Annotated in this window: 21 protein-coding genes and 1 tRNA gene; 5 read left to right on the top strand and 17 right to left on the bottom strand. The window is 40.0% G+C overall.

Annotated features, from left to right (window positions below):
• Window positions 1-6 precede the first annotated feature (6 nt).
• The 3 genes from HMPREF0659_RS02120 to HMPREF0659_RS02110 all read right to left on the bottom strand — a co-directional run bounded on the left by HMPREF0659_RS02120 (window position 7) and on the right by HMPREF0659_RS02110 (window position 2251).
• Window positions 7-1029, bottom strand: coding sequence for a rod shape-determining protein (locus HMPREF0659_RS02120; RefSeq protein ID WP_004360435.1), 1023 nt, complete (start codon window positions 1027-1029; stop codon window positions 7-9).
• A 46-nt stretch (window positions 1030-1075) separates the two neighbouring features.
• Window positions 1076-1672, bottom strand: a complete 597-nt coding sequence (locus HMPREF0659_RS02115) for an MGS-like domain protein (RefSeq protein WP_013264845.1) — start codon at window positions 1670-1672, stop codon at window positions 1076-1078.
• 207 nt (window positions 1673-1879) lie between these two features.
• Window positions 1880-2251: a hypothetical protein gene (locus tag HMPREF0659_RS02110; protein ID WP_013264092.1), complete on the bottom strand. Its 372-nt coding sequence runs from the start codon at window positions 2249-2251 to the stop codon at window positions 1880-1882.
• Between the two features lie 197 nt (window positions 2252-2448).
• Between HMPREF0659_RS02110 and mutY the strand changes: the two genes are divergently transcribed.
• Window positions 2449-3453, top strand: coding sequence for an A/G-specific adenine glycosylase (mutY, locus tag HMPREF0659_RS02105; protein ID WP_013264732.1), 1005 nt, complete (start codon window positions 2449-2451; stop codon window positions 3451-3453).
• 104 nt (window positions 3454-3557) lie between these two features.
• Here the strand turns inward: mutY and HMPREF0659_RS02100 are convergent, their stop codons facing one another.
• The 11 genes from HMPREF0659_RS02100 to HMPREF0659_RS02050 all read right to left on the bottom strand — a co-directional run bounded on the left by HMPREF0659_RS02100 (window position 3558) and on the right by HMPREF0659_RS02050 (window position 17353).
• Window positions 3558-4826 (bottom strand): MFS transporter, encoded by a 1269-nt coding sequence (locus HMPREF0659_RS02100; RefSeq protein WP_013264752.1) that lies wholly within the window; start codon window positions 4824-4826, stop codon window positions 3558-3560.
• Window positions 4827-5939: 1113 nt separating this feature from the next.
• On the bottom strand, window positions 5940-7355 hold the full coding sequence (locus HMPREF0659_RS02095) for a tetratricopeptide repeat protein (RefSeq protein ID WP_013263987.1): 1416 nt from the start codon (window positions 7353-7355) through the stop codon (window positions 5940-5942).
• 196 nt (window positions 7356-7551) lie between these two features.
• Window positions 7552-8517 carry a PstS family phosphate ABC transporter substrate-binding protein gene (locus tag HMPREF0659_RS02090; RefSeq protein WP_036886365.1) on the bottom strand — a complete coding sequence of 322 codons (966 nt, stop codon included), beginning with the start codon at window positions 8515-8517 and terminating at the stop codon, window positions 7552-7554.
• 13 nt (window positions 8518-8530) lie between these two features.
• Window positions 8531-9412, bottom strand: a complete 882-nt coding sequence (locus tag HMPREF0659_RS02085) for an energy transducer TonB (RefSeq protein ID WP_013263863.1) — start codon at window positions 9410-9412, stop codon at window positions 8531-8533.
• A 33-nt stretch (window positions 9413-9445) separates the two neighbouring features.
• A complete protein-coding gene (locus HMPREF0659_RS02080) occupies window positions 9446-10132 on the bottom strand; it encodes an ExbD/TolR family protein (RefSeq protein WP_013264757.1) in 687 nt (228 codons plus the stop codon).
• Between the two features lie 12 nt (window positions 10133-10144).
• Window positions 10145-10795, bottom strand: coding sequence for an ExbD/TolR family protein (locus HMPREF0659_RS02075; RefSeq protein ID WP_004360426.1), 651 nt, complete (start codon window positions 10793-10795; stop codon window positions 10145-10147).
• Between the two features lie 30 nt (window positions 10796-10825).
• On the bottom strand, window positions 10826-11665 hold the full coding sequence (locus tag HMPREF0659_RS02070) for a MotA/TolQ/ExbB proton channel family protein (RefSeq protein ID WP_013264978.1): 840 nt from the start codon (window positions 11663-11665) through the stop codon (window positions 10826-10828).
• A gap of 228 nt (window positions 11666-11893) precedes the next feature.
• The gene (locus HMPREF0659_RS02065) at window positions 11894-13087 is read right to left on the bottom strand and encodes a pyridoxal phosphate-dependent aminotransferase (protein ID WP_013264543.1); all 1194 of its coding nucleotides are present in this window, start codon (window positions 13085-13087) and stop codon (window positions 11894-11896) included.
• Window positions 13088-13386: 299 nt separating this feature from the next.
• On the bottom strand, window positions 13387-14592 hold the full coding sequence (locus HMPREF0659_RS02060; protein WP_013263935.1) for a bifunctional 3,4-dihydroxy-2-butanone-4-phosphate synthase/GTP cyclohydrolase II: 1206 nt from the start codon (window positions 14590-14592) through the stop codon (window positions 13387-13389).
• A 26-nt stretch (window positions 14593-14618) separates the two neighbouring features.
• Complete coding sequence (locus HMPREF0659_RS02055) at window positions 14619-16541, bottom strand: LptF/LptG family permease (RefSeq protein ID WP_013264671.1); 1923 nt, start codon at window positions 16539-16541, stop codon at window positions 14619-14621.
• Window positions 16542-16963: 422 nt separating this feature from the next.
• Window positions 16964-17353, bottom strand: coding sequence for an START-like domain-containing protein (locus tag HMPREF0659_RS02050; protein ID WP_013264096.1), 390 nt, complete (start codon window positions 17351-17353; stop codon window positions 16964-16966).
• A gap of 452 nt (window positions 17354-17805) precedes the next feature.
• Here HMPREF0659_RS02050 and HMPREF0659_RS02045 point away from each other — a divergent pair.
• Window positions 17806-17879: transfer RNA gene (locus HMPREF0659_RS02045), tRNA-Met, on the top strand.
• Window positions 17880-18341: 462 nt separating this feature from the next.
• On the opposite strand, the gene HMPREF0659_RS02040 is transcribed toward HMPREF0659_RS02045, so the two are convergent.
• Complete coding sequence (locus HMPREF0659_RS02040; RefSeq protein WP_004360420.1) at window positions 18342-18509, bottom strand: DUF362 domain-containing protein; 168 nt, start codon at window positions 18507-18509, stop codon at window positions 18342-18344.
• A gap of 354 nt (window positions 18510-18863) precedes the next feature.
• Between HMPREF0659_RS02040 and porT the strand changes: the two genes are divergently transcribed.
• Together porT and HMPREF0659_RS02030 are read left to right on the top strand one after the other, a co-directional pair.
• Window positions 18864-19610 (top strand): type IX secretion/gliding motility protein PorT/SprT, encoded by a 747-nt coding sequence (gene porT, locus HMPREF0659_RS02035; RefSeq protein WP_013264787.1) that lies wholly within the window; start codon window positions 18864-18866, stop codon window positions 19608-19610.
• 260 nt (window positions 19611-19870) lie between these two features.
• The gene (locus tag HMPREF0659_RS02030) at window positions 19871-20203 is read left to right on the top strand and encodes a hypothetical protein (protein WP_013264115.1); all 333 of its coding nucleotides are present in this window, start codon (window positions 19871-19873) and stop codon (window positions 20201-20203) included.
• 702 nt (window positions 20204-20905) lie between these two features.
• On the opposite strand, the gene HMPREF0659_RS02025 is transcribed toward HMPREF0659_RS02030, so the two are convergent.
• Window positions 20906-21745 carry a bifunctional metallophosphatase/5'-nucleotidase gene (locus HMPREF0659_RS02025; RefSeq protein ID WP_013264518.1) on the bottom strand — a complete coding sequence of 280 codons (840 nt, stop codon included), beginning with the start codon at window positions 21743-21745 and terminating at the stop codon, window positions 20906-20908.
• A 20-nt stretch (window positions 21746-21765) separates the two neighbouring features.
• Window positions 21766-22530, bottom strand: coding sequence for a 5'-nucleotidase C-terminal domain-containing protein (locus tag HMPREF0659_RS02020; RefSeq protein ID WP_013263849.1), 765 nt, complete (start codon window positions 22528-22530; stop codon window positions 21766-21768).
• Window positions 22531-22845: 315 nt separating this feature from the next.
• Between HMPREF0659_RS02020 and HMPREF0659_RS02015 the strand changes: the two genes are divergently transcribed.
• Window positions 22846-24981, top strand: a complete 2136-nt coding sequence (locus HMPREF0659_RS02015; protein ID WP_013264196.1) for a TonB-dependent receptor — start codon at window positions 22846-22848, stop codon at window positions 24979-24981.
• Window positions 24982-25034: the final 53 nt, after the last annotated feature.

The raw sequence follows: 25034 nt of genomic DNA, 5'->3' as shown, positions 1-25034 counted from the left end.
TAGTTGTTATCTCATCAAGAACGAGAAACGATCTACGTTCTTCAATGCAATGCCTGCACCCTTAGCCACACTGTGCAATGGGTCTTCGGCAATATGGAATGGAATATTAATCTTATCAGTCAGACGCTTGTCGATACCACGAAGCAAAGCACCACCTCCACTGAGATAGATACCATTCTTTACGATGTCAGCATAAAGCTCAGGTGGAGTGTTCTCCAATGCTGAAAGAACAGCATTCTCAATCTTTGCAACAGTCTTATCAAGACAATGAGCAATCTCCTGATAGCATACAGGAACCTCCATAGGGAGAGCTGTGATGCGATTAGGGCCATGTACAATGTAATCTTCTGGAGCTTCATCACCAAGGTCTGTCAGCGCTGAACCTACATGGAGCTTAATACGCTCTGCCATACGCTCACTGACCTTCACATTGTGCTGACGACTCATATATTCCTGAATATCTGCAGTGAGGTCATCACCAGCTACACGGATAGAGTTATTACATACGATACCACCCAAAGAGATTACAGCAATCTCTGTGCTACCACCACCGATATCAACAATCATGTTACCCTCTGGAGCCTCTACATCAAGACCCATACCAAGAGCTGCAGCCATTGGCTCGAAGATAAGATATACATCACGACCATCAGCGTGTTCAGCTGAGTCACGGACAGCACGAAGCTCCACTTCAGTAGAACCTGATGGAACACCGATTACCATACGTAATGAAGGTGAGAAGAAACGATTACCACTGTGAACCATCTTAATAAGTCCACGCATCATCTGCTCACAAGCTGTAAAGTCAGCGATAACTCCGTCGCGCAAAGGGCGGATTGTACGAATATTGGGATGTTCCTTCTCGTACATCATCTTTGCATCACCACCCACAGCAATCATCTTATCTGTGCGACGGTCCAGTGCTACTACTGACGGCTCGTCAACTACAATCTTATCATCGCTGATAATAATCGTGTTTGCCGTTCCCAGGTCCATAGCAATTTCCTGGATAAATGAAAATAATCCCATTAATATATCTGTATTTTATAATTGTATATTCTTTTCTAATCTGTGCTTATTCTGTCGCAAACCAGCTATGGATAGCTTTATCATAGTGACTGCTAACACCAAAAGCACGCTCTGCAAACATCTTTCGGTCTTCGATATCTGTCTGCGCACCATTTGTATTGAGGATCTGGAGCAACACTGGATATTCTGCCTTACTTGGCACGATAACAACATCCTTAAAATTCTTTGCTCCTGCACGTATCAGTGAAATACCACCGATATCAATCTTCTCAATGATGTCTTCTGCGCTGGCACCACTGGCAACTGTCTGCTCAAACGGATAAAGATCTACGATAACAAGATCAATGAAAGGTATTTCATATTTCTGCATCTGTGCCTGATCACTTTCATTATCACGGCGAGAAAGGATTCCTCCAAAGACCTTTGGATGAAGGGTCTTCACACGACCTCCAAGGATAGAAGGATAAGATGTTACGTCTTCTACCTTTTGACATGGGTATCCTAATGATTCGATGAACTCTTGTGTACCACCTGTACTTAAGAATTTCACACCTTCCGCATCTAACTTCTTGAGCAAATCCTCAAGTCCATCTTTATGAAAAACCGAAATAAGAGCAGTCTTAATTTGTTTTTTACCAGCCATTGTAAAACATTTTATGGATTTGATTTGCAAAGTTACTAATTATAGGTGACTAAACAATATTTTAAATCAAAAAAAAACAAAAGGTTGCCAACTATTTGCTTAAAGTCTAATAAGCTGCCACCTTTTGTTTTATTCTGCCTGCTTCAAGTTCTGCTTTTTGAGAACTGAAGTTCAATTTCTTTATGCCTACCAAAGACCTTATCAAGTCTATTCTTTACCTTTGATACCGAAAGCATCTAAGATACCTTGTATCTCACTGCCAAGACCAAAGACGCTATTCATCACACCATCCTTGGCACCGCGCACCATATAACGGGCACAATCACCTTCGAGCTTACCGATACGCTGGCGTTCTGCAACGGTATAATCATGGCGTGAGATCTCTCGACGGATACGACCAAACTTATCAACAGCTTTACGCCACTTCTTTGCTGTGTAGTATTGGCTGTTATCACGTAATTCGTAGGAGAAATTCTCTAAGTCGTTAATAGCTGACTCACGCGTAGCACATGAGCTTACCGATAGCATTGCCACAATGAGGGCAAGGCCCATAAACATTTTCTTTACCTTGTTTCTCATCTTTTATAACTTCTAATTTTATAATAATCCTCCCTATATCTGGCTTATGTTTATAATACTTCTCTATCTGAAAGTAACATAAAAATATGCCTTTTAAGGGTAATAGTCATGGCAAAAATAGGAAATTATAATGATTTAACCAACAAAACATCACATTACTTTTCATTCTTTTTCCACTTTTTAACTACCTTTGTTCCATGAATTTCGCAGTAACACTCCTTCAATGGTTCAAAAATAACGGACGTTCTCTACCTTGGCGAGAGACAAAGGATGCATACGCTATCTGGCTGAGTGAGGTTATTTTACAGCAAACTCGTATCGTTCAAGGTATGAGTTATTGGGAACGTTTTATGGCAAAATGGCCCACCGTTAACGACCTCGCTGCTGCCACTGAGAACGAAGTGCTAAAGGCTTGGCAGGGTTTGGGTTACTATTCTCGTGCAAGAAACCTCCATACGGCAGCACAACAGGTGATGGAATTAGGTGGATTCCCACAGACTTTCAAAGAATTAAAGACTCTGAAAGGTGTAGGCGATTATACTGCTGCTGCCATTGCTTCTATTGCTTTTGGCGAACCAGTTGCTGTGGTAGACGGCAACGTTTATCGTGTGCTTTCTCGCTATTATGGCATCGAGACACCTATTGATAGCACCGAAGGGAAGAAGGAGTTTCAAACACTCGCTCAATCTCTTTTACCTATAAATGAACCGGCAGACTACAACGAAGCTATTATGGACTTTGGCGCAACGCAGTGTACACCAAATTCTCCTCATTGCAGTGCTTGTCCACTCTGCGAAACATGCGTTGCTTTCCGTGAACAACGCATTGATGAACTACCAGTAAAAAGCAAAAAAGTGAAACAACGGGAACGTCATTTCACCTATCTTTGTATTGAATATGAAGGAAAGATTGCCATCCACCAACGTGGTGCGGGTGACATTTGGCAAGGACTATGGGAGTTTCCACAGGAAGAACACCTTACATCATCTGAAGACTCTGCGTGGAAAACAGAAGCGCAGCTACTACAAAAGGGGGTAAAGCATATTCTTACCCATCAGATTCTTCTTGCAGACATCTACCTTTGGCAGCCTACGAGGCGTCCACAACTGCCCTCTGAATTCATATGGATTGAAAAGCAAGACCTTGAAAATTATGCTTTACCACGGCTAATTGAGATTCTGTTAAAGGCAGTTCCTGCCTAAATTCCGCCTCCCTTCAGCCGTCTATCTCACGGTCCGCTTCTACGAGGAATTGCCTCGTAGCCTTCCCTCCTCTCCTTTTTCTGTCTTCAAAGCGCCTCTATCGGCTACTTCTTCCCAAAATCCTCATCAATACGCAGCTGATGAGCAACCAAGAATGGGAAGATGCAAACAATCATGACGATAACAAAGAACCAACGATAACCCACCGCCTGTGCCAATGCACCTGCAAACAAGCCTGGAATCATCATTGACAACGCCATAAAGCCTGTACAAAGCGCATAATGACTGGTCTTATGCTCACCCCGACTGAAATAAATCATAAAGAGCATATAGGCACTAAAACCAAATCCATAACCGAAATTCTCAATAAATACAGCAATACTAATCGCTATCACATTATCGGGAAGTATATAGGCTAAATAGACATAAGCTAAGTTAGGCAACGTGATAGCTGCCGTCATCGGCCATATCCAGCGCTTCAAACCATCTCGACTAATCATCATTCCTCCAATGACACCTCCTATCAGGAGACCTGCCACGCCCACAACACCATTCACGGTGCCATACTCTATCTCAGAAAGTGCCAATCCCCCTTTAGTCTTCGATGCCTGCAGAAAGAGTTGAGAAATAGGGATTATCAAAGCTTCTGGCAAACGAAAGAGAAGTAGGAAACAGATCGTTGTCAAAGCCTGCTCCTTTTTAAAGAAGGAAAGAAAAGTCTCTCCAAAACTGCGAAGCAGATGACTGGCAGACACCTGTGCCCTCTCAGAATCCTCAGACGGACGTGGAAGAATAAAGCGATGATAGAGGGCAAGTCCCATAAAAAGAGCCATCAGACCGTAGAAGACAAGCGACCAAGTCCATTGTATATCAAACTTCTTATGTAAAAAACCAGCGAGCGCAATCAGACCGCCCTTACCGACAACCATTGAAATACGATAAAAAGTAGAACGAATACCCACGAAAAATGCCTGATCATGCTGGTTAAGTCCCATCATATAAAAACCATCAGCAACTACATCATGTGTCGCACTACTAAATGCCAGTAGCCAAAAGAAACAGATTGTCCCCTGAAGCCATAACGAGGTATTGACCGTAAAGGCAACACCTGCAAAGGCTGCCCCAACAAGCATTTGCATAACGATAATCCACCAACGCTTTGTCTTAATCAAATCAAGAAATGGACTCCACAGAGGTTTGATAACCCAAGGGAGGTAAAGCCATGAAGTATAAAAGGTCACTTCAGCATCTGACAAGCCCATCTGCATATAGACCTGCAGGGACAGTACTGTTACTGCAATATAAGGTAATCCCTCAGCAAAGTAAAGTGAGGGTATCCATGCCCATGGGCTTATCTGTCTTTCTGTTTTCAATGCTTATTGCGCTTTTGAGTTCTGTTATTATCATCATTGTATGCAAAGTGTCTTTTCTTCACAACCTATTATCAACAAAACCAATGAGAGATATATCAATCATGTAACCAAAAGAGATAAATAGGTTCAAGCAGGCTATTCAAACACCACTGCAAACTTAGTATTGTGTCTTTTCAAACGATGACAAAGATACATAAAATTAACGAGAAAAAGGAGGGATAGCGCTCACGAATAAGAATTAAAAGATAATTTATATATTAAAGACTAATGATTTTCGTTTTTCTTGAAAGTATGATTGAAATTTTTAGCTTATCTTTGTGAACAGGGGTTATGATTTATTACACTAACATTTACTCCATTTTACATACTGAGTAGTTTGACATAAATCATAAACACAGAATGACTCTAATACACTCTACCCTCTCTATTGGATATAGAGAATCATAGAGTAACACGATAAGGAAGCATGACACTGTAGAAGGTCTATCTACAACTCAAAGTGATATGCTTCCTCTTTTCTATAAATTCATAGTTACAAGCCCTATAAGAGTTGGAACATCCACAAGAAAATAAATTGAAACTTCAGCTATCTAAGTAGTATATCGTTCCATCTTATACAAACAGCTTATTCTTATATCAGCCAACATTTGTAAACTATTTTCACACAACCCTAAACCAATATATGTTCTTTTGGCTTCTTAAAGACGCCAAATTGCGTCGCTAAAGGTGCCCTTTAAGCCCCTTACTAACGCCCTTTTGAAGTCCTACTAAGCACCTTTTCTTCTACAGTTTTATAACTAATTGATTTCCTGTTGGTTGCAGACATGCTCTTCATACGTGTTTTTGTCCTTATTTATAGATGTTTTATTCGAAATTATGTAATGATTTTTCAAAACCTTATTTGCGTGGAACTCACTAAGTATAAACATGAAAGGGACATCTATGTCGAAGAATAAAATTGGTAGTTGATAGTCCTACTATGTTTTAGAGAAACACTAAGGTTCTTACGTTAAAACTATAAGGTAAGTATCCAAACATTTAATAAAGGAAGCAAAAAAAAGGGCGATAGTCATTACGACCATCGCCCTTATATCTAATGATTGTTTCAGATAATTACATACCTAAAGCCTTCTTAGCGCCGTCATTGTTAGGATTAATCTTCAGCACCTTATTGAAGTACTCGTCTGCAAGTGGCTTGTTACCCTTCTTTGAGTAATAGTAACCGAGACCATAGTAAACGTTCTCCAAGTAGCTCTTGCTATCCTCATCGAGCGTTGGCTTAGCCTCTTCGTAAGCAGCCACCTTCTGATAGATTTCAGCTACCTTATCAGGATCGTTCATCAACTGAGCTATGTTAGCTTGGTTCAACCATACCCAGTCAGAGATTGTTGGGAACTTAGAAACCATCTGCTCGTAAACATCAAATGCCTTTGCAAGAACAGCGTTCTTAGCAGCACGGTCTGTCAAGCCCTCTGCCTTTGTAACATATGTGTTAGCAAGTGTTGCCCAATCATTGTTAGTAGCCTTCTTACTCTTAGAAAGGTACTCCTGCTGAACCTCAAGTGCCTTGTCATCATTACCCTGTGCAGCATAGATAGCAGCCAAAGTCTTCAAAGGCTCAATATTGTTCTTATCAACCTCGAGTGCCTTGTTAACAGTGTTGATAGCTTCGTCATACTGCTGAGCACCGCAAAGTGCCTTTGCATATACATCGTAGTCGTTAGCAACCTTCTTACCAGAACCAGCAAACACTACCTTACCATAGTTGATAGCAGAAGCATAATCCTTCAACTCAACTGATGCCATCATAGCAATACGGCTCAAGTACTCACTGTTAGGGAACTTCTGCAAGCCCTGCTTTACAACATCCAAAGCTCTCTGATAGTCTTTTGTGATGTAAGCAGCAAAACCGTAGTTATAGAAGTTGTCCTCTGACATATTAGCTGGATTAGCCTTAGCATACCACTCTAATGCCTCCTTGTACTTACCATCGCCAAGCATGATTTCAGCTGCAGTTGCCTCTACTGGATAGTCTGGCTTAACCTTACGAAGTTCTTCAAGCTTCTGAACAGCAACCTTTGAGTTTACATGACGGAAAACCTTAGCATAACGCTCGTAAGCTGTTACGTTCTGTGGATCAACAGTAATCGCATTCTGATACTGTGTTGCAGCTGCACCAGCATTACCGATAGAATCCTTAAGAGCCGCAATATCACCCAAAAGAACATAAGCTAAACTTCCCTTGTATTTCTTGTTATTGATAACATTGTTTGCAATCTCTGTTGCTGCATCATAATTATGCTGCAAAAGGTAAACATTACCCAAAGCAACAATAGCCTCTTCACTCTTCTTAAAGTTCTTCTGATACTCCTTAATAAGATCCTTTGCTGCCTTTGGATCATTTGGTGCAGCTTCGATAGCAGCTACAATAGGCTTAAGAGCTACTGCATAATCAACATCCTGTGCCATTGCTGGAGTTGACATTGCCAACATCAAGGCTCCAGCTATTAAATATTTCTTTGTTTTCATAATTCATTCTCTTTAAATTTTAATTCAAGTGAACTTTATTCATTAAGACGCCTACCACGGCATTTAGTTTAATTCTATGAGAGTAGTAACTAATGTTGATAAGCAAAATAAATCTTCTCTAATGTTATAACGACCACATTTAATTAATCATAACCGATTATCATTTGCCAATAAATAACACACTATGCTTTACTGACTACTGGGTCTTAACTTCAACTTCACGAATGTTGATTTCACCACGATAAGGCAAGAGACCAGCCTTAAAAATAATCTTCTGACCAATTGGATTGGTTACGAAGTTTGCAAATGCCCAAGGCAATGCTTTGTGAGGGTCAGCCACGACAGCATAGATAGTTCTTACGAAAGGATATCTGCCATCCAACAGATAAGCTTGGTAAGGTTGCCAACTATTCTCTGGCTGTGCAACGGTAGTCTTTGAAAGACCAACCACTCTAATATCTTTCTTAAATGTAGTGTTTGTAGAGTCACGATGATCATTCAACCAATTTGACCCAATAACACCTATAGCATTCGGAGTTTTGTGAACATAGTCAATAACTGACTTACTGTTATTTGCAGCAACAATGTTCGCACTCTTAATGTTCTTTCCACCTAAAATGGAGTCGACTACATAATGTAACGTAGCTGATGCTTTGTTGTCAAAGACAACTTCAATATTACCCTTATCATTCTTAGGGTTCAGCTGATTCCATTTTGCAATCTGACCACTGAGAATCTTCTTAACATCGGTAACCGTAATACATGAATCTGCATTCGTATTGTTCACGATGAAAGCAATTCCATCATATCCTATCGGGAATACCGCTGGGATAGGACCTTTCTCTCGTAACATAGCATCTTCTCCCTTCGTCAATGCATGAGAAGTAAAGAAAAGATTAACTTTCTGGTCGAGGAGCAGTTGCATACCTTTGTTGTCATCTGTATAGATTGGCAACAAGTGAGTTTCTGGATAGCGGAACTGATAATTCTGTAACAGTTCCTCTATAATAGGACTAAAACTTTCGTCAGAGGCGAACTTAATCGTCCCTGACGTCGGTGTATCTGTTCTGCCGTCCTTAGCTTTCTTCTGTCCGCAAGCAGACAGAAGGAAGCCGAGGGATAGCATCAATCCTACTGTTATGTAGAATCTGGTTCTTTTCATATAATATTTGCTTTTACTGCAGTTTGAAGGTAATAGGAAGAGTAAACCAAACGTTTGCTGGCTGACCATTGTTCATACCTGGAGACCACTTCGGCATGCTATTAACAACGCGAAGTGCCTCACGGTCGAGTGCCTGATCAACACCACGAACGATTTGTGCCTGACTAACGCTACCATCACGTCCTACAACGAACTTGACAATAACACGTCCCTGCACACCATTCTCTGCTGCAACTGCTGGATATTGGATATGAGAAGCCAACCAAGCATTTACGTTAGGGAATGAAGGCATAACCTCTGCCACTGTGAAGACCTTGTTCTCAACCTCCTGCTTTGGCTCTGGTTTTGGAGCCTCAACAACAGGTTTCTCGATCTTTGGTACAATCTGTTCAGGAGTAGCAACAGTGCTACGAGCAGCAACTTCAGTACGATCTTCCGTACCTTCCTTGTTCTCAACACCGACTGCCTTGGTCTCCTTATTCATCTTGACCATTGGAGGCATCTCTTCCTTAACATCCTTATCATCCTTGATGACAGGGGCTGTAAACTTAACAGTTGCACGCGTTTCAGGAACAACCTTTTCAGGTTCAATCTTCTTAGGTTCTTCCTTCTTCTGCTGTTTCTTACGCTCAGCCTGTTCCTTCTTAGCCTGTTCAAGAGCTGCCAATTCCATCTTAGCTGCATATTCAGCTTGAGCAGCTAATTCATCGTTGTGCTTCTTAATCTGATAAGCTAAGTAACCACCACCGAGGAATGCAGCACAAAGCAGAATAGCTAAAGCCTTGATGTTACGCTGAGAAACAGTTTTACGAAGCTTGTATGCACCGTACTCCTTGTTCTTGTCGGCGAACACCATGTCGACCCATTTAGGATCGCATAAATCTATTTTTGCCATTGTTTTCTTTCTTTAATTGTTACTATTCAGTGATTAAGCCTTTATACCTTTCTTGGCTAAGAGAGCCTTGTCTTGGTCTGTCAGCTTGTCAATGACGTAAGTTCCAATATATGAAATCTGCATTTCATCGAGGATGTCTACCAAATGACGATAAGAAGCTTGATCAGTTGGCTTGATAATGACAGTCATAGTAGAAACCTTCTTGCCATTAATCATACCAGTTTTGATCGCGGACAAATCAGCCTGATAAATACTATCTGGATAAGCCTTTGGATTTTCCTGTTTCTTACGATTCAGTTCCTTCACAGCGATGTCCATATCCTGATATGGGATAGAAACTGGATCGCCTGTTGAAGGGTCACCCACCTGCTTATGCTGAAGAACGTAGCGAATACCACTTGGAGTGTTACTCCAATCAGCTGGCTTCAACCAATTAGCGTTATCATACTCTGGTTTACCATTACCGTAGAAGATTTTATCTCCGTCAGCAATGTAAATCGTAATAGAGTGTGACTCCTTGGCCTCATTCTTCTGAGTGTCCTTCTGAGTTTTATCATTACTTGGCATCGTCAACTCCATAGTTGAAGGCTTGCTAAGTGAAGTACAAAGCATGAAGAAGGTAATCAGCAACATAAGCATATCCACCATCGGCGTAAAGTCTACGCGGACGGTCATCTTCTTCTGCTTGCCGCCTTCTTTTCCTGTATCCATCATTTCCATACTTTGATCTCCTTACTTATTAGCTGCCTGCGCAGCCTTTTTAGCGTCCAACTGTGTGATCATATAGTAATGGCTCTCATCCATGTCCTGGAGTTCACTCATTACCTTCTTAACGGTACCATAAGGAGAATCGGAATCAGACTTGATAGCAAGTCTAACCTTAGGGTTCACCTGGCGGGCTGCGTTAACCCACTGTTGGAACTCAGTCATCTCCTGTCCTTGGATACTATCGAGAGGAATACCCATCTTAGGGAGTTCTTTACCACGCTCAGCAGCTGGCTTTGATAAATAAGCAGCTAACTTATCGAGCGGAGTACCAAATGTAGACTCAGCAACAAAAGTTTTCTTCTGTGCAGGAGTCAATGTAATGCCCATATTATCTACGATTTGTCCCAACTCATTGGTGTTATCGTAGCTCAAAAATACCTGGCCTTCGCCAGTAGGCTTTCCTGTAGGTCCCTTTTCTGGACTCACAAGAATTGTCAAGACACCATTCTCAGGCACCTTAGTTTCAGACACAGAACCTGGAGTATTTACCTTCACTGGCTCGTTCTTAACGAACGTTGATGTCAGCATGAAGAAGGTAAGCAACAGGGTCATAACGTCTGACATAGGCGTCATGTCGATAAAAGTGTCATTCTTCTTAACTTTTACTTTACCCATAGCGATAAATTATTAAAGGGTTAGCAAAAATTAAGCCTCGTCTGTGTGGTTTACTTCGTATGTCTGAGCGATAGAATAACCAACCTCGTCGAGGGCAAAAGTCAACTTGTCAACCTTGTTAGAGTAGTAACCATAAGAAACTACCGCACACCAAGATGTTGCAATACCGAATGCGGTGTTGATCAACGCCTCAGAAATACCAGCAGAAAGTGCAGCAGAGTCAGCACCACCACCTGCAGCAAGAGCAGAGAACGACTTGATCATACCGGTTACAGTACCGAGAAGACCAGTAAGAGTACCAAGTGTTACGAGAGTAGCAATGATAGGGAGGTTCATTGTCAGAGTTGGCATCTCGAGCTGAGTAGCCTCCTCGTGAGCCTGCTGAATCTTAGCTACCTTCTGAGCCTTCTTAAGGTTAGCATTAGCACCAGTCTCCATATCCTTGTAAGCGTTCAAAGAAGCCTTAACAACGTTTGCTACAGAACCCTTCTGCTGATCGCAGAGCTGGTTAGCCTTAGCAAGGTCATTTGCGTTAAGAGCACTCTTGATGTTTGCAACGAACTTTGGAAGGGCACCCTTACCGAAAGCAGTCTTCAAAGCCATCCAACGCTCGATAGACATAGCGAGCACTGTCAACAAGAGAGTGTGGATAACAGGAACGACTACGCCACCCTTAAAGATGGTACCCCAAACGTCTGCTGGGTTCTCACGTACTGCTCCATCCTGGAAGTGCATTGGGTTACCGAACCATGTGTAGAACAATGTGAACGCAACGACAGCGCAAACGACGATAATCCAGAATGCACCTCTAACTCCTGTGAAGCCCTCAGACTTTTTCTGTGGGACTGGTTTTTGTTGTGTAGTTGCCATAATTTGATAAAATTTTAATTTTTAGGTTATTAATGAATTAATTTGTTAATATCTTTCTGATTTATAAGCATTTGTATCTTACCGCCATTATAAAAGGGAGTTCAACACTGCTTCTTATCTCCGCAAAGATAGTAATTAAAAGAAAACTACAGCTACGATTAATAACATTTAACAGTTATAAATGTACAGTTTCTATCTCATCTTTATTACTATCTGCATTTCCGATTCCTATTTAAGTTTTGAAAGTACTTCTTTAATACGACGAAGCGCTTCCTTTATATTTTCATCACTTGTTGCATAACTCATTCTAAAACAGTCTGGAGCACCAAAAGCATCACCACCCACTGTTGCTACACATCCTTCTTCAAGAATATACATAGCAAGGTCGGATGAGTTGTTAATCACATGCTTGCCATCTGTCTTTCCAAAGAAGCTGGAACATTTAGGGAAGAGATAGAATGCACCTTGTGGCACATTTACCTCAAGTCCAGGGATTTCTTTTGCCAGACTAACAATCAGATCACGACGGCGACGGAATGTCTCTCGATACTCTGTTACACAAGCTTGATCTTCAACATATGCCGCAACAGCAGCCATCTGACTTACGCTACATGTACCTGACGTATATTGTCCTTGCAACTTATTGAGACCCTTTACAATCCACTCTGGTGCTGCTACCCAACCGATTCTCCAGCCAGTCATAGCATAAGCCTTACTAACTCCGTTACAAAGAATCGTACGTTCTTTCATTCCAGAACAAGATGCGATACTGCAATGACCACCTATATAACTAATGTGTTCGTAAATCTCATCTGAAAGAACAAACACGTCTTCATGTGCCAAGACAACCTTTGACAAAGCCTCCAACTCCTCTGCAGCATAAACACTACCAGTAGGATTACTTGGAGAGCAAAGAATTATCATCTTTGTCTTTGGTGTAATAGCCTCTTCTAACTGCTCTGCGGTAATCTTAAAGTCTTGCTCAATTCCTGCAGAAACAACAACAGGAACACCGCCAGCGAGTTTAACCATCTGTGGATAGCTCACCCAATAAGGTGCAGGAATAATCACCTCATCACCTGGATTCACCAAAGCCAAAACAGCATTGCAAACGCCTTGCTTACCACCAGTACCAACAATAATCTCTGATGCAGCATAATCAAGATTGTTTTCATCTTTCAGCTTCTTTGAGATAGCCTCTCTCAAAGCAGGATAACCAGGAACAGGAGAATACTTAGAGAAGTTATCATCAATAGCCTTTTTGCCCGCCTCCTTAACATGATCAGGAGTCATGAAGTCTGGTTCTCCCACACTCATGTTGATAACATCAATTCCCTGCGCTTTCATTTCACTACTCTTCTGTGACATTGCTAATGTCTCAGAAGGCGCCAATCGATTTAAACGATCTGATAGTTGTGCCATTTCGAACCTTATCTTTCTTTATAAATAATATCAAGTACAAAAGTACGCAAAATCATTTTGATAACGCAACTTTTCTTTCTTTATTTTATCTATATAACATTTTTACTGCCGATTTGACAGTTTAAATTAAACAATTATATAATAAATGAACTCTTTATAAACAAAACTATAAAAGGATATAACAATGGCATTCTTTTAAGCCTACAAATTAAGAATCCCACCACAGAGAAACAAGTCATTTCTCTATAGTGGGATTCATTATAAGACTTATCTTAAAGCCTTCGTATTTGTCATTACACTTACAGATGCAAGTCGTGTCCCATACGATCACGCTTGGTCTTCAGATAGCGATAGTCAAACTTATTTGGAGTAATCTCAATAGGTACATTCTCCTCTATCTCTAAGCCATAAGCCTCAAGGCCTACTCGCTTCGTTGGATTGTTTGTTATCAAACGCATCTTATGAATACCAAGATGGCGCAACATCTGCGCTCCACAACCATAATCGCGTTCGTCTGGACGGAAACCAAGATGAAGGTTAGCCTCAACCGTATCAAGGCCTTGCTCTTGCAACTTATAGGCTGCAATCTTATTCATCAAACCAATGCCACGACCTTCCTGCTGCATATAGATGATAACACCCTTGCCTTCTTTCTCAATCATCTCCATTGCCTTGTGAAGCTGTTCGCCACAATCACAACGCTGACTACCAAGGATGTCACCCGTTGCACATGATGAGTGTACACGTACAAGTACTGGTTCATCCTCTTTCCATGTACCCTTGATAAGAGCCATGTGTTCCAAGCCATTTGCTTGACGGAATGGAATCAAGTGAAACATACCATATTGTGTAGGGAGTTCTACTTCCTCACCAACGACAATACTTGTTTCCTTCTTCAAACGATAGGCAATAATGTCCTTGATACTGATAATCTTCATATCCCACTCCTTTGCACGCTTCTGCAAATCAGGCATACGAGCCATTGTACCATCTTCGTTCATAATCTCCATTAACACACCTGCTGGGAAACAACCTGCAAGCTTACAGAGGTCAACAGCAGCTTCAGTATGACCCGAACGACGCAAAACACCATTATCCTGAGCATAAAGTGGATTGACATGTCCAGGACGGCCAAAAGTCTGAGGAGTAGAATTAGGATCTGCCAAAGCCTTAATTGTTTCAGCACGGTCGTGTGTAGACACACCTGTTGAACAGCCTTCCAACTTATCAACCGTAACGGTGAAAGGAGTTCCAAGTACTGAAGTATTATCAGAAACCTGATGAGGTAAATCTAATTCTTCCGCACGTGATATCGTTATAGGAACACAAAGCACACCTCGTGCATTCTTCAACATGAAGTTAACCTTCTCTGGCGTTATCATTTCTGCAGCCATAATAAGGTCGCCTTCATTCTCTCGGTCTTCATCATCTACTACGATAACGAACTTTCCTTCCCGAAAGTCTTTCAGTGCATCCTCGATGCTATCGAGTTTAAAATCTTCCATATAGTTACTGATTTATATTGTTTTTATCAATAGCCCCTTGCTTCTTCTTTTTCCTTTATACGTTGTATCTCTGCGATAATCGTATCATTACAGCTAATAATAGTACGAAGGTCGCGATAAAGACGTAAGCGGAAACGCCACATTCGGAAGTAGAAGAAAATACCAGCAGGCACTATAACTGCTGCAAGAATGTTCGACCACTTATGATCGAATGGTCTTGTATGTGCCTTTACTGCTAATATTGGGTATTTATTTAATTCTGCCATGATGACTTTATTACGCGTATTGCCTAAGTCTTCTATGACATTTTCAAGTTCATCATTAATCTTCTCAATGACATGATCCGTATGATAGCGGAAGAACACCTTTATAATATTAGGCGCAGACTTCAACCTGCGTGTCTTAGCATACTCCGTAATTCTTACGTTCAAATCATTGAGTTGTTCTGCTGCCTTGCTATAATCAGGGTCATTTAAGATAACCTCCTTGCTGGCCACACTACGTTTCACACGCATTCCAAACATCTTCATCAACATGTTCTTATACATATCCGCATTGAACACTGTTGAATCATTGTTCGCCTTGTAGGTGAAGAATACAGCCATTGGGATAAGAACAGCCATAGACAATCCTTTACCAAACCATATCGCCCAGTCTCCCTGACGTGACATTCGATAACCAGTATTATCGAGGATATAAAAAATAATGAACACGATAACGCTGATAATGATAGGAATACCCAATCCTCCCTTACGGATAATCGCACCAAGTGGAGCTCCGATAAAGAAGAAGATAATACATATCAACGACAAGGTGAACTTGTTAATCGTCTCAATATCATGTAGACGGATTAGCCTATCACCATCGCTGGTTATCATACTCTTAAAGTCAAGGTCGCTAACTTCTTGCTGAACGGTAGACAACGCTTGGTCAATAACATAACGACGCTGGTCTGCAGGAAGCTTTTTAAATACCGAGTCTACGTTAAAAGCCTTTTCTCCCGACAGTTTAATTGCCTGTTTCTTTTCTGAAGCTTTAAGATTAGGTTCTCGATAATAAACAGTCTGCGCATCCTTATAAAACGCATTACCCACACTATCATAAACATGCACTAAGGAGTCTTTGTCGTGCTGTATCTTCTGAATACTCTTCGTACGGGCATCGTTAGAGATACCAGCCATGTCCGTAAGATTGAAGTCTCCATCGAAATCAAGAACAATATGCTTGTGTGCAAATGTCTCTCGACGATATGGAACACTGGCACTATTTCCCATTTCCTGTGAGCGCATATTCTCAAACCACTCGCCACTCCATAGGTTAAGAACAAGATGTTTCTTATCCGCTGTAGACTGCAACATACCTGAGTCTGCAAGGATAATAGCCTGATCTTCGTAGCTATCCGTCATTCGGTACACCATAATATTATATAGGTGACCTGTCTTCAAGTCTTTCTTCTCTACGTAGAGATTGGTTTGTGGAATACCATCATAGAAGATTCCTTCTGGGATTTCCAACTCAGGACTCTTCTGCTTCATAGAGATAAGCAGTTGGGCTATATGTTTATGTGCTATTGGTCCTACATTATTTTGGAAGTAAAAAGAGCCAAAAGCAATAAAAATACTAACAACAATCAGTCCTCTAAACGACTGAATCAAAGAGATACCAGCTGCTTTTATTGCTGTCAACTCTGAACTTTCGCCAAGGTTACCATAAGAAATAAGCGATGAAAGAAGAATCGCCAAAGGAAGTGCCTGTGGCACCATCATCAAGCTCATATACCAAAAGAATTGTCCAAGAACGTCCATTGACAATCCTTTTCCAATCAAGTCATCAACATATCGCCACAAGAACTGCATCATCAACACAAACAAGCTGATGAAGAATGTTCCCATGAAAAGCATACCAAACTGCTTGGCAATGAATATATCTAACTTCTTGATTTGAAACATGATATAATAACGAGGTTCTTATCCTCCCTTATTTTATGTGCGAAGCTATTACGAATAAAAGCAAAGAAATCTTGCTTTTTATCTGTAAAATACGACTTACCTTTTGCAAAATTACATAAAAATATCAGAGTAATGGTCTTTTTTAGTATTTTTATTCTTTTACCAGTGTCTTTCCTTTTATAACATCTACCCTCCTCTACCCTTTACTCTTTTGTTTATACATCTTCTCCATAAAGCGCTACAACTTCAAAAGAAGTAACACTGGAAAGGCTCTTTCTTTCTCTATCTGTACAATATACTGAGTAAACAAAGAACATCATTCCTCTCTTACAACCCCTCTAAACAACAGAATAGAGTATATGGACGACTACTTCAACGTCGTGTCATATACCCTATTCCGATTACAATATATTTATAAAAGATTACATTCCTGTTATACGATGTAGGCGGTCTATATTCTGATTCCAAAGTTGTTCCAACCCTTCCACATCATCATCAGCGAAGTCAGTAACCAACAGATGATAGTTGCCAGCAATCTCGCTATGAAACATCTTCATTTCCCAATAAGAATCACTATCAGACGACTCCCAATGAAAACGTATATAATTGTTTTTTACCATTTCGACAACTGTTGCTGTATGTGTATCGTGTTCACGTAGTGGGTCACCCCAAATAAAGGTTGCCACATCTTCATTAATCGTTACTTCATCTGCCAACCATTTCATCAAACCAATTGGTGTGCTAATCAGTGCCCACACAGCACTGCCCGAACGTGTTTTCAATTCGTATTCCAGTTCGATTTTCTTACTCATCTTCAATTATTACGTTTAATATTATTCTTTTTACAACTCTCTTTTTTTCTGCTATCAACGCTTCAAAAACATTCTATTAAAAGACATTCTTCATACAAGTCAGTTTTTAGCAGTTGTACAAATAGTCATTAGAGACAACATAGTCTACATCATGTTAGAACTACAATTCTCTTTCCATGCGCCATACAGAAGGACATATCTTTAACGAATAAAACCCCATTTTATTGCCTTTCAAACAAACTAACAGATAAATCCGTCAGTAATATTACAAGCCAAGAAATGCAGTTATCACACAAAATAACAACATGTTATATAGTCGTTTATTCCTATTATCAGGTGCAAATATAAAACTTTTTATCGAATATCCGTTAAAAAAAACGACTTAATATTTGCGAGTATGATATTTTCTTCATACCTTTGCACCCGCTTTCAAGAACGAAAGTTAAACGGACGGCGGGATAGCTCAGTTGGTTAGAGCGTCGGATTCATAATCCGGAGGTCCGGGGATCGTAGCCCCGTCCCGCTACAAAAAGGTTGATAATCATTATGATTACCAACCTTTTTTTGTTTTCTATACAACCCAATGCACGCCTCAACATGAGTTTAAGCAGACAGGAAAAATCTTATTATAAAGCTATTCTTAACTTCATCGTACATACACATATCTTACAAGAATATTTTTATTTCTATTTCCTGTCACTTTTAACACTTCGTTTATTCCTCTGTAAACTAACAAGTTAAGCACATACAACAAATGACAGCAGTGACAGCAAATTGAATTTCAACAATTGCCCAAGCAGCTCCACAAACTAAATGTGTATTTACACTAAAAATCTACTGTTCTACGAAAACTTATCAGGAAGTAGCAACTATTCATAGCGTTCGCAATTGCTCCTACTAATAATTCCCATTACAAACTATCATAAAACTTACAAGGCGAGCCTTTCGACTCGCCTTGTGAATTTAATCAGTAACAGGTTATAAAACCTTATGGAAGGCTGATAGCCTCACTTGGACAAACTGATGCACAAGTACCACACTCAGTACAAGCGTCTGCATCAATTTTATAGATATCACCCTCAGAGATAGCCTCTACTGGACATTCGTCGATACATGTACCACAAGCGATACAATCATTACCAATTACGTAAGCCATAATATAAATAATTTATAATGTTAATAATGTTCTTGTATTACAAATAGGCTCAATACCTAAATTTGATGATGCAAAGATAGAAATAATTTCTGGAATACCTAAACATATTGATAAAAATTACAAATATTTAGACGGCATAAAAATAAAAAACATGAAACATTCTATATGTTAACTTACTGATAAATCGACTATTACATAAACTTTTGGAACAATTATAAACAACAGATTAACCTCTATTTAGCCAAGACATCCTTTCCACTCCCTACCTAAAAAGGATGAGAAGGCAGAAAAGTTAGACGAGAACTTTATTAATATAGACAATAAAACCAGTAGAAATACGTTTGAAGATTAATTATGAAAAGAATATTAGTAGCCCTCATCCTATTGGCTTCTGTGCTTACAATCCACGCACAGGAACGAAGAGTGCAGAACCGCCCTTATACGGATCTGCGTGAATTCCATTTCGGTGTACTCGTTGGCACACATCTACAAGACCTTGAACTCAACAATGTTGGACCACAGATGGTCGACCTTGATGATGGCAACGGAGTAGTTCAGAAGATTGTTTCAGCCGATCAAGACCGTTGGGATGCAGGATTTACAGTGGGTGTATTGGGTGAGTTGCGCCTCAATTCTACCTTTCAGTTGCGTATGGCACCTGCCATGTACTTTGGTACACGACATCTAACTTTCCGCAATATCACAGACCTTAACGCACAAGGAGAGCCTACAGAGCAGGTGCAAGAACTCAAAACGGCATACGTTTCTTGCGCTTTCGACCTCATTGCAGCCGCTCCTCGCTTTAATAATCATCGCCCTTACGTGATGTTAGGATTAAACCCTATGCTCAACCTTTCAGGTAAGGACAATGATTATATCAAGCTCAAACGTAGCGATGTCTTCGTAGAAGTAGGACTCGGTTGTGATTTCTATCTCCCTTATTTCAAGCTACGCCCAGAGTTAAAGTTCATGTATAGTCTTATGAACAGTCTTGACAAGATTCATGCAAAGAATCTCCAAGACAAGAATATGCTCATGTACACAAACTCTGTTAACGAAACACGAGCTAAGATGATAGCACTTACTTTCTACTTCGAGTAGATCCTTTATTTGCCAAGTAATATAGATACAGCATAAAAGATTAATAACGAAGAAAGACTTATCAAAAGTAAACAGAATCTATGCAATTTTGAAGTTGAACTCCAAAATTGCATAGATTTTTTATTAAAAACACGCTTTTCACTTGTACGTACGTTCTTTTTTATGTAATTTTGGAGTGCAACTTCAAAATTGCATAGGTTAGATTTATAAAATTATTCATTTACTAAATAAAAATCTAAAGTTCATAAACTAAAGGAATTATGAGAAAGTCTATTATCCTAATCGTTGCACTCATAGCAAGTTTGAACATAAGTGCACAAACTAAAGAGAAACAAGATAGTCTGAACATACCAGTGTTTCTTGTAGATGGAGTTGAGGTACAGAACATCGATAACCTTGACCAGAAAGATATCATTAGTGTGAATGTTATCAAAAACGGTGACTTCAACAAGCTATTTTATCCACGTACTGGCGGCGTGATGCTGATTACAACAAAATCAAAAAAATATCTGAAGCCTATCATTCAAAAGTATCAGGAAAATATGAAGAAAGCAAAGAGTGACAAGAAGTCTGGTGAGATTTACATAAGATAAAGGTGCACACAAACACCTTTCATAATACGAGAACGCTATCAGGCTATAGCTTTTTACATCGTAATCAATGTCCAATAGTAGCTGAATAATCGTAACTGCTACTATTGGGATTGGTTCTTGTAAATAAACGAGATTGATTACATCAAATTAATACCATGCATAAAACAAAAAACAAATAGATACGATAGCTGCTTCAACAAACAACTTGTCCCCTTATTAAACACTATTTGTAAACTATTTTCACACAACTCAAATCTAATATATGCTCTTTTGGCTTCTAAAAGACGCCTAATTGACTTGCAAAAGGTGCCCTTTTGAAGTCTTACTAACGCCCTTTTAAGGTCTAATTAAGCACCTTTTCTTATACCATTTTATAACTAATTGATTTTCTGTTGGTTGCAGACATACTCTTCATACGTATTTTTGCCCTTATTTATAGATGTTTTATTTGAATTTATGTAATGATTTTTCAAATCCTTATTTGCGTAATTTTCAACATATTAAAAGAAGGGGTTTTCTGTGTCGAAAGATGATAATAGAATAGACAGTGAACAGTTTTAGCTATGTATTCGCTTAATGATAAACTTTCAATAACGTTTTAGAAAGTATAAAAGACCGTGGGCTGCATCAATAAGATTGCTATTGACAATCATACTGATACAGCCCACATTATTTATATATAGGTCTTATCGATTGAAAGACTTACTTTATCTTCTTCATATCAAGCACCAACTTACCTACGTAAATAGCATGCTTACCATTCTGATCTTCGCCAACCAGCTTGCCGTCAAGGTCTTTCACGTACTCTAACTTTGTAAGATAGGTATGTGAGTGACCGCCTAATACAAGGTCAAGACCACGAGTTCCTGCGATAACCTCCTCATCACTGACCCCTTCTATATTCCATCCAAGGTGAGAGATACAGATAATAAGGTCGCACTTCTTTGCCTTTAATTCATTGATTACCTTCTGTGCGCATACCACAGGGTCATTATAAACAATTGGGCCATAGTTAGCTTTCACGACCAAACCATCCAATTTTGGAGCAAGACCAAAGACACCAATCTTCAGTCCGTTACGCTTCAAAATGATGTATGGCTTAACCAACTTTGCTAATTCAGTTCCTTTAAAATCATAGTTTGCACAAACGATTGGGAAGTTTGCCTTCTTAAAGAGGCGCACCATATTATCCAAACCAAAGTCAAATTCATGATTACCAATCGTAGCAGCGTCATAGTGCATCTGATTCATCAGCCCCACTTCAACATCACCCTTGAACATTGTGTAATAAGGTGAGCCTTGCGAGAAGTCGCCACTATCAAAGAGTAGCAAGTCTGGGGTCTTTGCACGCTCTTCTTTAAGCATTGCAATACGACGCACAAAACCACCACGATCAGCCTTCATCGTATCAGCAAGATTAGGACTTAGCGGATAAATCTGACTATGTGTATCGTTTGTATGGAGGATTGTCAGTTTCTTGTCCTGTCCAAAACCTACAACAGCCATGAAACAGAACATTATCAATAATATATTTCTTTTCATTTTCCTAACTCCTTAAATATTTATTCCACACGGATACGTCCTTCTGTGTGAGCATTAACCACCTTACCTTGAGCTGTCTGCTCCTTGAAATAGTTCATAATGATGAAACGTGTGTTGTTACTGCTTTCTTGTGGTGAAACAACACTTGTTGCAGACTTAAACGCCTCCATCTTATCATTACCCTGTGCTAAGTAATCGAGCGTAGCAATACGATAACTTGCCTTTGGATCAATCTCCTTACCATGCAAACGAGCCGATTTAAGCTTATGGTCGCGTGTGAAAACAAGTTCTACTCCATGGCTAACAGCCTCACCACCGGTATGAGCCATCTGTGAGAACAGCTCTAAAAGTTTCTCACCAGAAAGTGTTACGAAGCAAATTTTATTCTCGAAAGGTGCGATATCCAACACGTCACCAAAGGTAATCTTACCCTTAGAAAGGGCTGCACGGATACCACCCATATTATAAACACCAAAGTCAACCTTCTCATTATAATCGCGTGCAGCCCACACCATGATGTCTGCCAACAGATTAGAGAGATCGCTCTCTGGGCGGTGTGCCACCATATCGTGGTCAACCTCTCCCACAACAGGTCCCATCACCGAGTCAACCTTGTGCTTAAATGGTTCCATAAACTTTGCAGCCCCTGCATCAGGAGTAGCATCATATCGATTATCAACCAGCACACGTGTACGCTGAATGCCAGCTAACTCATAATGAGAAGCACAGCCCGTCAACGCTAATAATGCTGTTAATCCAGACAGATAAACTGTTTTTTTATACATATATAATGACTTTTATAGTTCTCATAAATATTTATCAGAGTAGGAAATAGCCCTACTTTGATTAACTTCAAACGTCGCTCACCCTACTATGCTTAGGTAACATCGGAAGTCGATAATATTCAAAAAGATAATGCAAAAGTAAGAAAAAAAAACGAATCAAATGCTTGTCGCATTATTAAAGATATATTATCACATGGAAAAATACGTTCAAAATAAAGTGCATAGAACTACATATACCTCATTTTAGGTATTGCACGCTCTATAGAATATTAATACTTTTGCAAAAGTTAATTAACACTCATAGGATTGTATTATATGAAGAAAGAAACAATTTATCTATCTCTCGCAATGCTTGCAATTACAAATATCCCTTGTAATGCACAATCAGAAGAGATTAAAGACTCCACACAACATCTCGAAGAAGTAACAATCAGTACCACACGTATGCCTGAAATAAAGCAGAATGCGGCTGCAACAGTTACGATTATTGACCAAAAGCAAATAGCAGAAATGAGCAAGGCAGCTCCCGATATCACCCACCTCTTGGGCATGCTCACACCTGGTATGGCTCTATCAAGTAATACCACAAGCTCGCGTGCACAATCACTTCGTGGAAGAAGTGCACTCATCCTGATTGATGGTATACCTCAATCAACTCCTTTACGTTCAACAGACCGTGATATACGAACCATCGATATCGCTGCTATCGACCATATAGAAGTGGTAAAAGGTTCTACCGCTCTCTATGGTAATGGTGCTATCGGAGGATTGATAAACATCATAACTAAGAAGAATACCACCAACAGATCTGTAGCTGGAGAGACGACTCTCTCAGGTTCAACTTATAACTTCTTCCGTCACGGGAAAGGGCAAGGTTATCGCATCAACCAGCAAGTTTATGGTCGGTTGGGACAGTTTGATTATCTCGTAAATGGGGCTTTTGGACGTACAGGTAGTGCTATTGATGGTGATGGAAAGTTTATCTCTCCACGCTACGGACTCGGTGATACCTATACAACAAACGTACTTGTTAACCTCGGTTATTCCCTATCTTCAAAGAACAGAATCGAGTTAATGTATAATTTCTATCGTAGTTTGCAAGACACGAAATTGATTCCTTTCGGTGGAAAATACCTCCAAAGTCCTTCTATTGGTATAATTGGCAGCAAGGACCCACAGGCTGTTGACGAGGGAACAAGATACAATCACAATGCTTACCTCAAGTTTACATCAAAGGATATATTCAAACATACCGACTTAGAAGCATCTGTTTATGGTTCGGGAATATATACTATCTTTGACTTCCGTAAGGCTAACCCAGCACAACCAAGATGGGAAGAAACAAGCGGACAGTCGGCTGTTAAGGATCGTAAGTTTGGTTTCCGCACCCAGTTTAACACTCGACTTATATTCTCAGAGAATGCTTTTGCACATTTAGCATACGGTTATGACTATCTCTACAACAAGACATCTCAACCATTGGTAGATGGTAGATATTGGGTACCATGGTTAACAAGTAACAATCATGCACCCTTTATTCAAGTGAAGGCCACACTTTGGCAACACCTAAACCTCAAATTAGGAGGACGTTACGACTTCATTAATGTGAACGTACCAGACTATGATGTATTGCGCAATAAGCTCTCCGACCCACAGGTTCAGGTCAAGGGTGGAAAGCTAAAGTATAATAATATGTCTTTTAACGTTGGTCTTTCCTATAACAGATATCGCGCATTTCAACCCTTCGTAGCCTACTCTCAAGGTTTTTCTATCTTTGATTTAGGACGTACATTACGTGCTGCCAAGGCTGATGTACTCTCTAAGATATCAACAGAACCTGTAAAGACAAACAACTACGAGGTGGGTGTTTACTCTGATATTAACCATTGGTTGCAGTTGAATGGATCTGTTTTCTACACCTATTCTAAGCTTGGAAGTGACCTCAAGATAGAGAATGGTTTCTGGGTAGTAAACCGTACTCCACAGAAGGTGTATGGCGTTGAATTGAGTGCAGATGCACAAATTCTCCGTAACTTAAAGGCTGGTGCTAACTTCTCATGGTTCGAAGGTAAGCTCAAATCAGCTACTGGTGATTGGGACACATATATGTCAAACATTTCCATCCCAGCCGCTAAGTTGGCAATGTATGTCAACTATGCTCCTGTCAAGAACACCTATCTCCAACTGCAATACATGCACACCGGTAAGCGTGACAGATTTACTCCTAATGCTTCAGGAGTATATAAGGAGGGTGAAGGTATCGTAAATCGTATCAACTTACTGAACCTTACTGCAGGCGTAAAGATGAAGGCTTGCGACTTAAGTTTGGCTGTATCCAACTTATTGAACTACACTTATTACACACCAGCATCTATGATGATGGCACGTAATGCAGAGTATGCACATGCTGATGGACGCAAGATAACACTCACTGCAGTGTTCAAGTATTAATGTTCAAACACTCGATATACTTATTCTCAGGTACTAAAAGGACATTATATAAC

It is taken from the genome of Prevotella melaninogenica ATCC 25845 (assembly GCF_000144405.1).
Lineage (GTDB): Bacteria > Bacteroidota > Bacteroidia > Bacteroidales > Bacteroidaceae > Prevotella > Prevotella melaninogenica.
Note: the sequence above shows the minus strand (reverse complement) of the source record. Positions and strands in the feature narration are given on the sequence as shown.

Bases quoted from the DNA above. Each gene is read 5' to 3' on its own strand.
- HMPREF0659_RS02050 (WP_013264096.1), bottom strand. From the start codon at position 17,353: ATGAGTAAGAAAATCGAACTGGAATACGAATTGAAAACACGTTCGGGC.
- HMPREF0659_RS02070 (WP_013264978.1), bottom strand. From the start codon at position 11,665: ATGGCAACTACACAACAAAAACCAGTCCCACAGAAAAAGTCTGAGGGC.
- HMPREF0659_RS02085 (WP_013263863.1), bottom strand. From the start codon at position 9,412: ATGGCAAAAATAGATTTATGCGATCCTAAATGGGTCGACATGGTGTTC.
- HMPREF0659_RS02110 (WP_013264092.1), bottom strand. From the start codon at position 2,251: ATGAGAAACAAGGTAAAGAAAATGTTTATGGGCCTTGCCCTCATTGTG.
- HMPREF0659_RS02090 (WP_036886365.1), bottom strand. From the start codon at position 8,517: ATGAAAAGAACCAGATTCTACATAACAGTAGGATTGATGCTATCCCTC.
- porT (WP_013264787.1), top strand. From the start codon at position 18,864: ATGAAAAGAATATTAGTAGCCCTCATCCTATTGGCTTCTGTGCTTACA.
- HMPREF0659_RS02030 (WP_013264115.1), top strand. From the start codon at position 19,871: ATGAGAAAGTCTATTATCCTAATCGTTGCACTCATAGCAAGTTTGAAC.
- HMPREF0659_RS02065 (WP_013264543.1), bottom strand. From the start codon at position 13,087: ATGGCACAACTATCAGATCGTTTAAATCGATTGGCGCCTTCTGAGACA.
- HMPREF0659_RS02040 (WP_004360420.1), bottom strand. From the start codon at position 18,509: ATGGCTTACGTAATTGGTAATGATTGTATCGCTTGTGGTACATGTATC.
- HMPREF0659_RS02115 (WP_013264845.1), bottom strand. From the start codon at position 1,672: ATGGCTGGTAAAAAACAAATTAAGACTGCTCTTATTTCGGTTTTTCAT.
- HMPREF0659_RS02075 (WP_004360426.1), bottom strand. From the start codon at position 10,795: ATGGGTAAAGTAAAAGTTAAGAAGAATGACACTTTTATCGACATGACG.
- HMPREF0659_RS02020 (WP_013263849.1), bottom strand. From the start codon at position 22,530: ATGTATAAAAAAACAGTTTATCTGTCTGGATTAACAGCATTATTAGCG.
- HMPREF0659_RS02055 (WP_013264671.1), bottom strand. From the start codon at position 16,541: ATGTTTCAAATCAAGAAGTTAGATATATTCATTGCCAAGCAGTTTGGT.
- HMPREF0659_RS02015 (WP_013264196.1), top strand. From the start codon at position 22,846: ATGAAGAAAGAAACAATTTATCTATCTCTCGCAATGCTTGCAATTACA.
- HMPREF0659_RS02080 (WP_013264757.1), bottom strand. From the start codon at position 10,132: ATGGAAATGATGGATACAGGAAAAGAAGGCGGCAAGCAGAAGAAGATG.
- HMPREF0659_RS02025 (WP_013264518.1), bottom strand. From the start codon at position 21,745: ATGAAAAGAAATATATTATTGATAATGTTCTGTTTCATGGCTGTTGTA.
- HMPREF0659_RS02060 (WP_013263935.1), bottom strand. From the start codon at position 14,592: ATGGAAGATTTTAAACTCGATAGCATCGAGGATGCACTGAAAGACTTT.
- HMPREF0659_RS02095 (WP_013263987.1), bottom strand. From the start codon at position 7,355: ATGAAAACAAAGAAATATTTAATAGCTGGAGCCTTGATGTTGGCAATG.
- mutY (WP_013264732.1), top strand. From the start codon at position 2,449: ATGAATTTCGCAGTAACACTCCTTCAATGGTTCAAAAATAACGGACGT.
- HMPREF0659_RS02120 (WP_004360435.1), bottom strand. From the start codon at position 1,029: ATGGGATTATTTTCATTTATCCAGGAAATTGCTATGGACCTGGGAACG.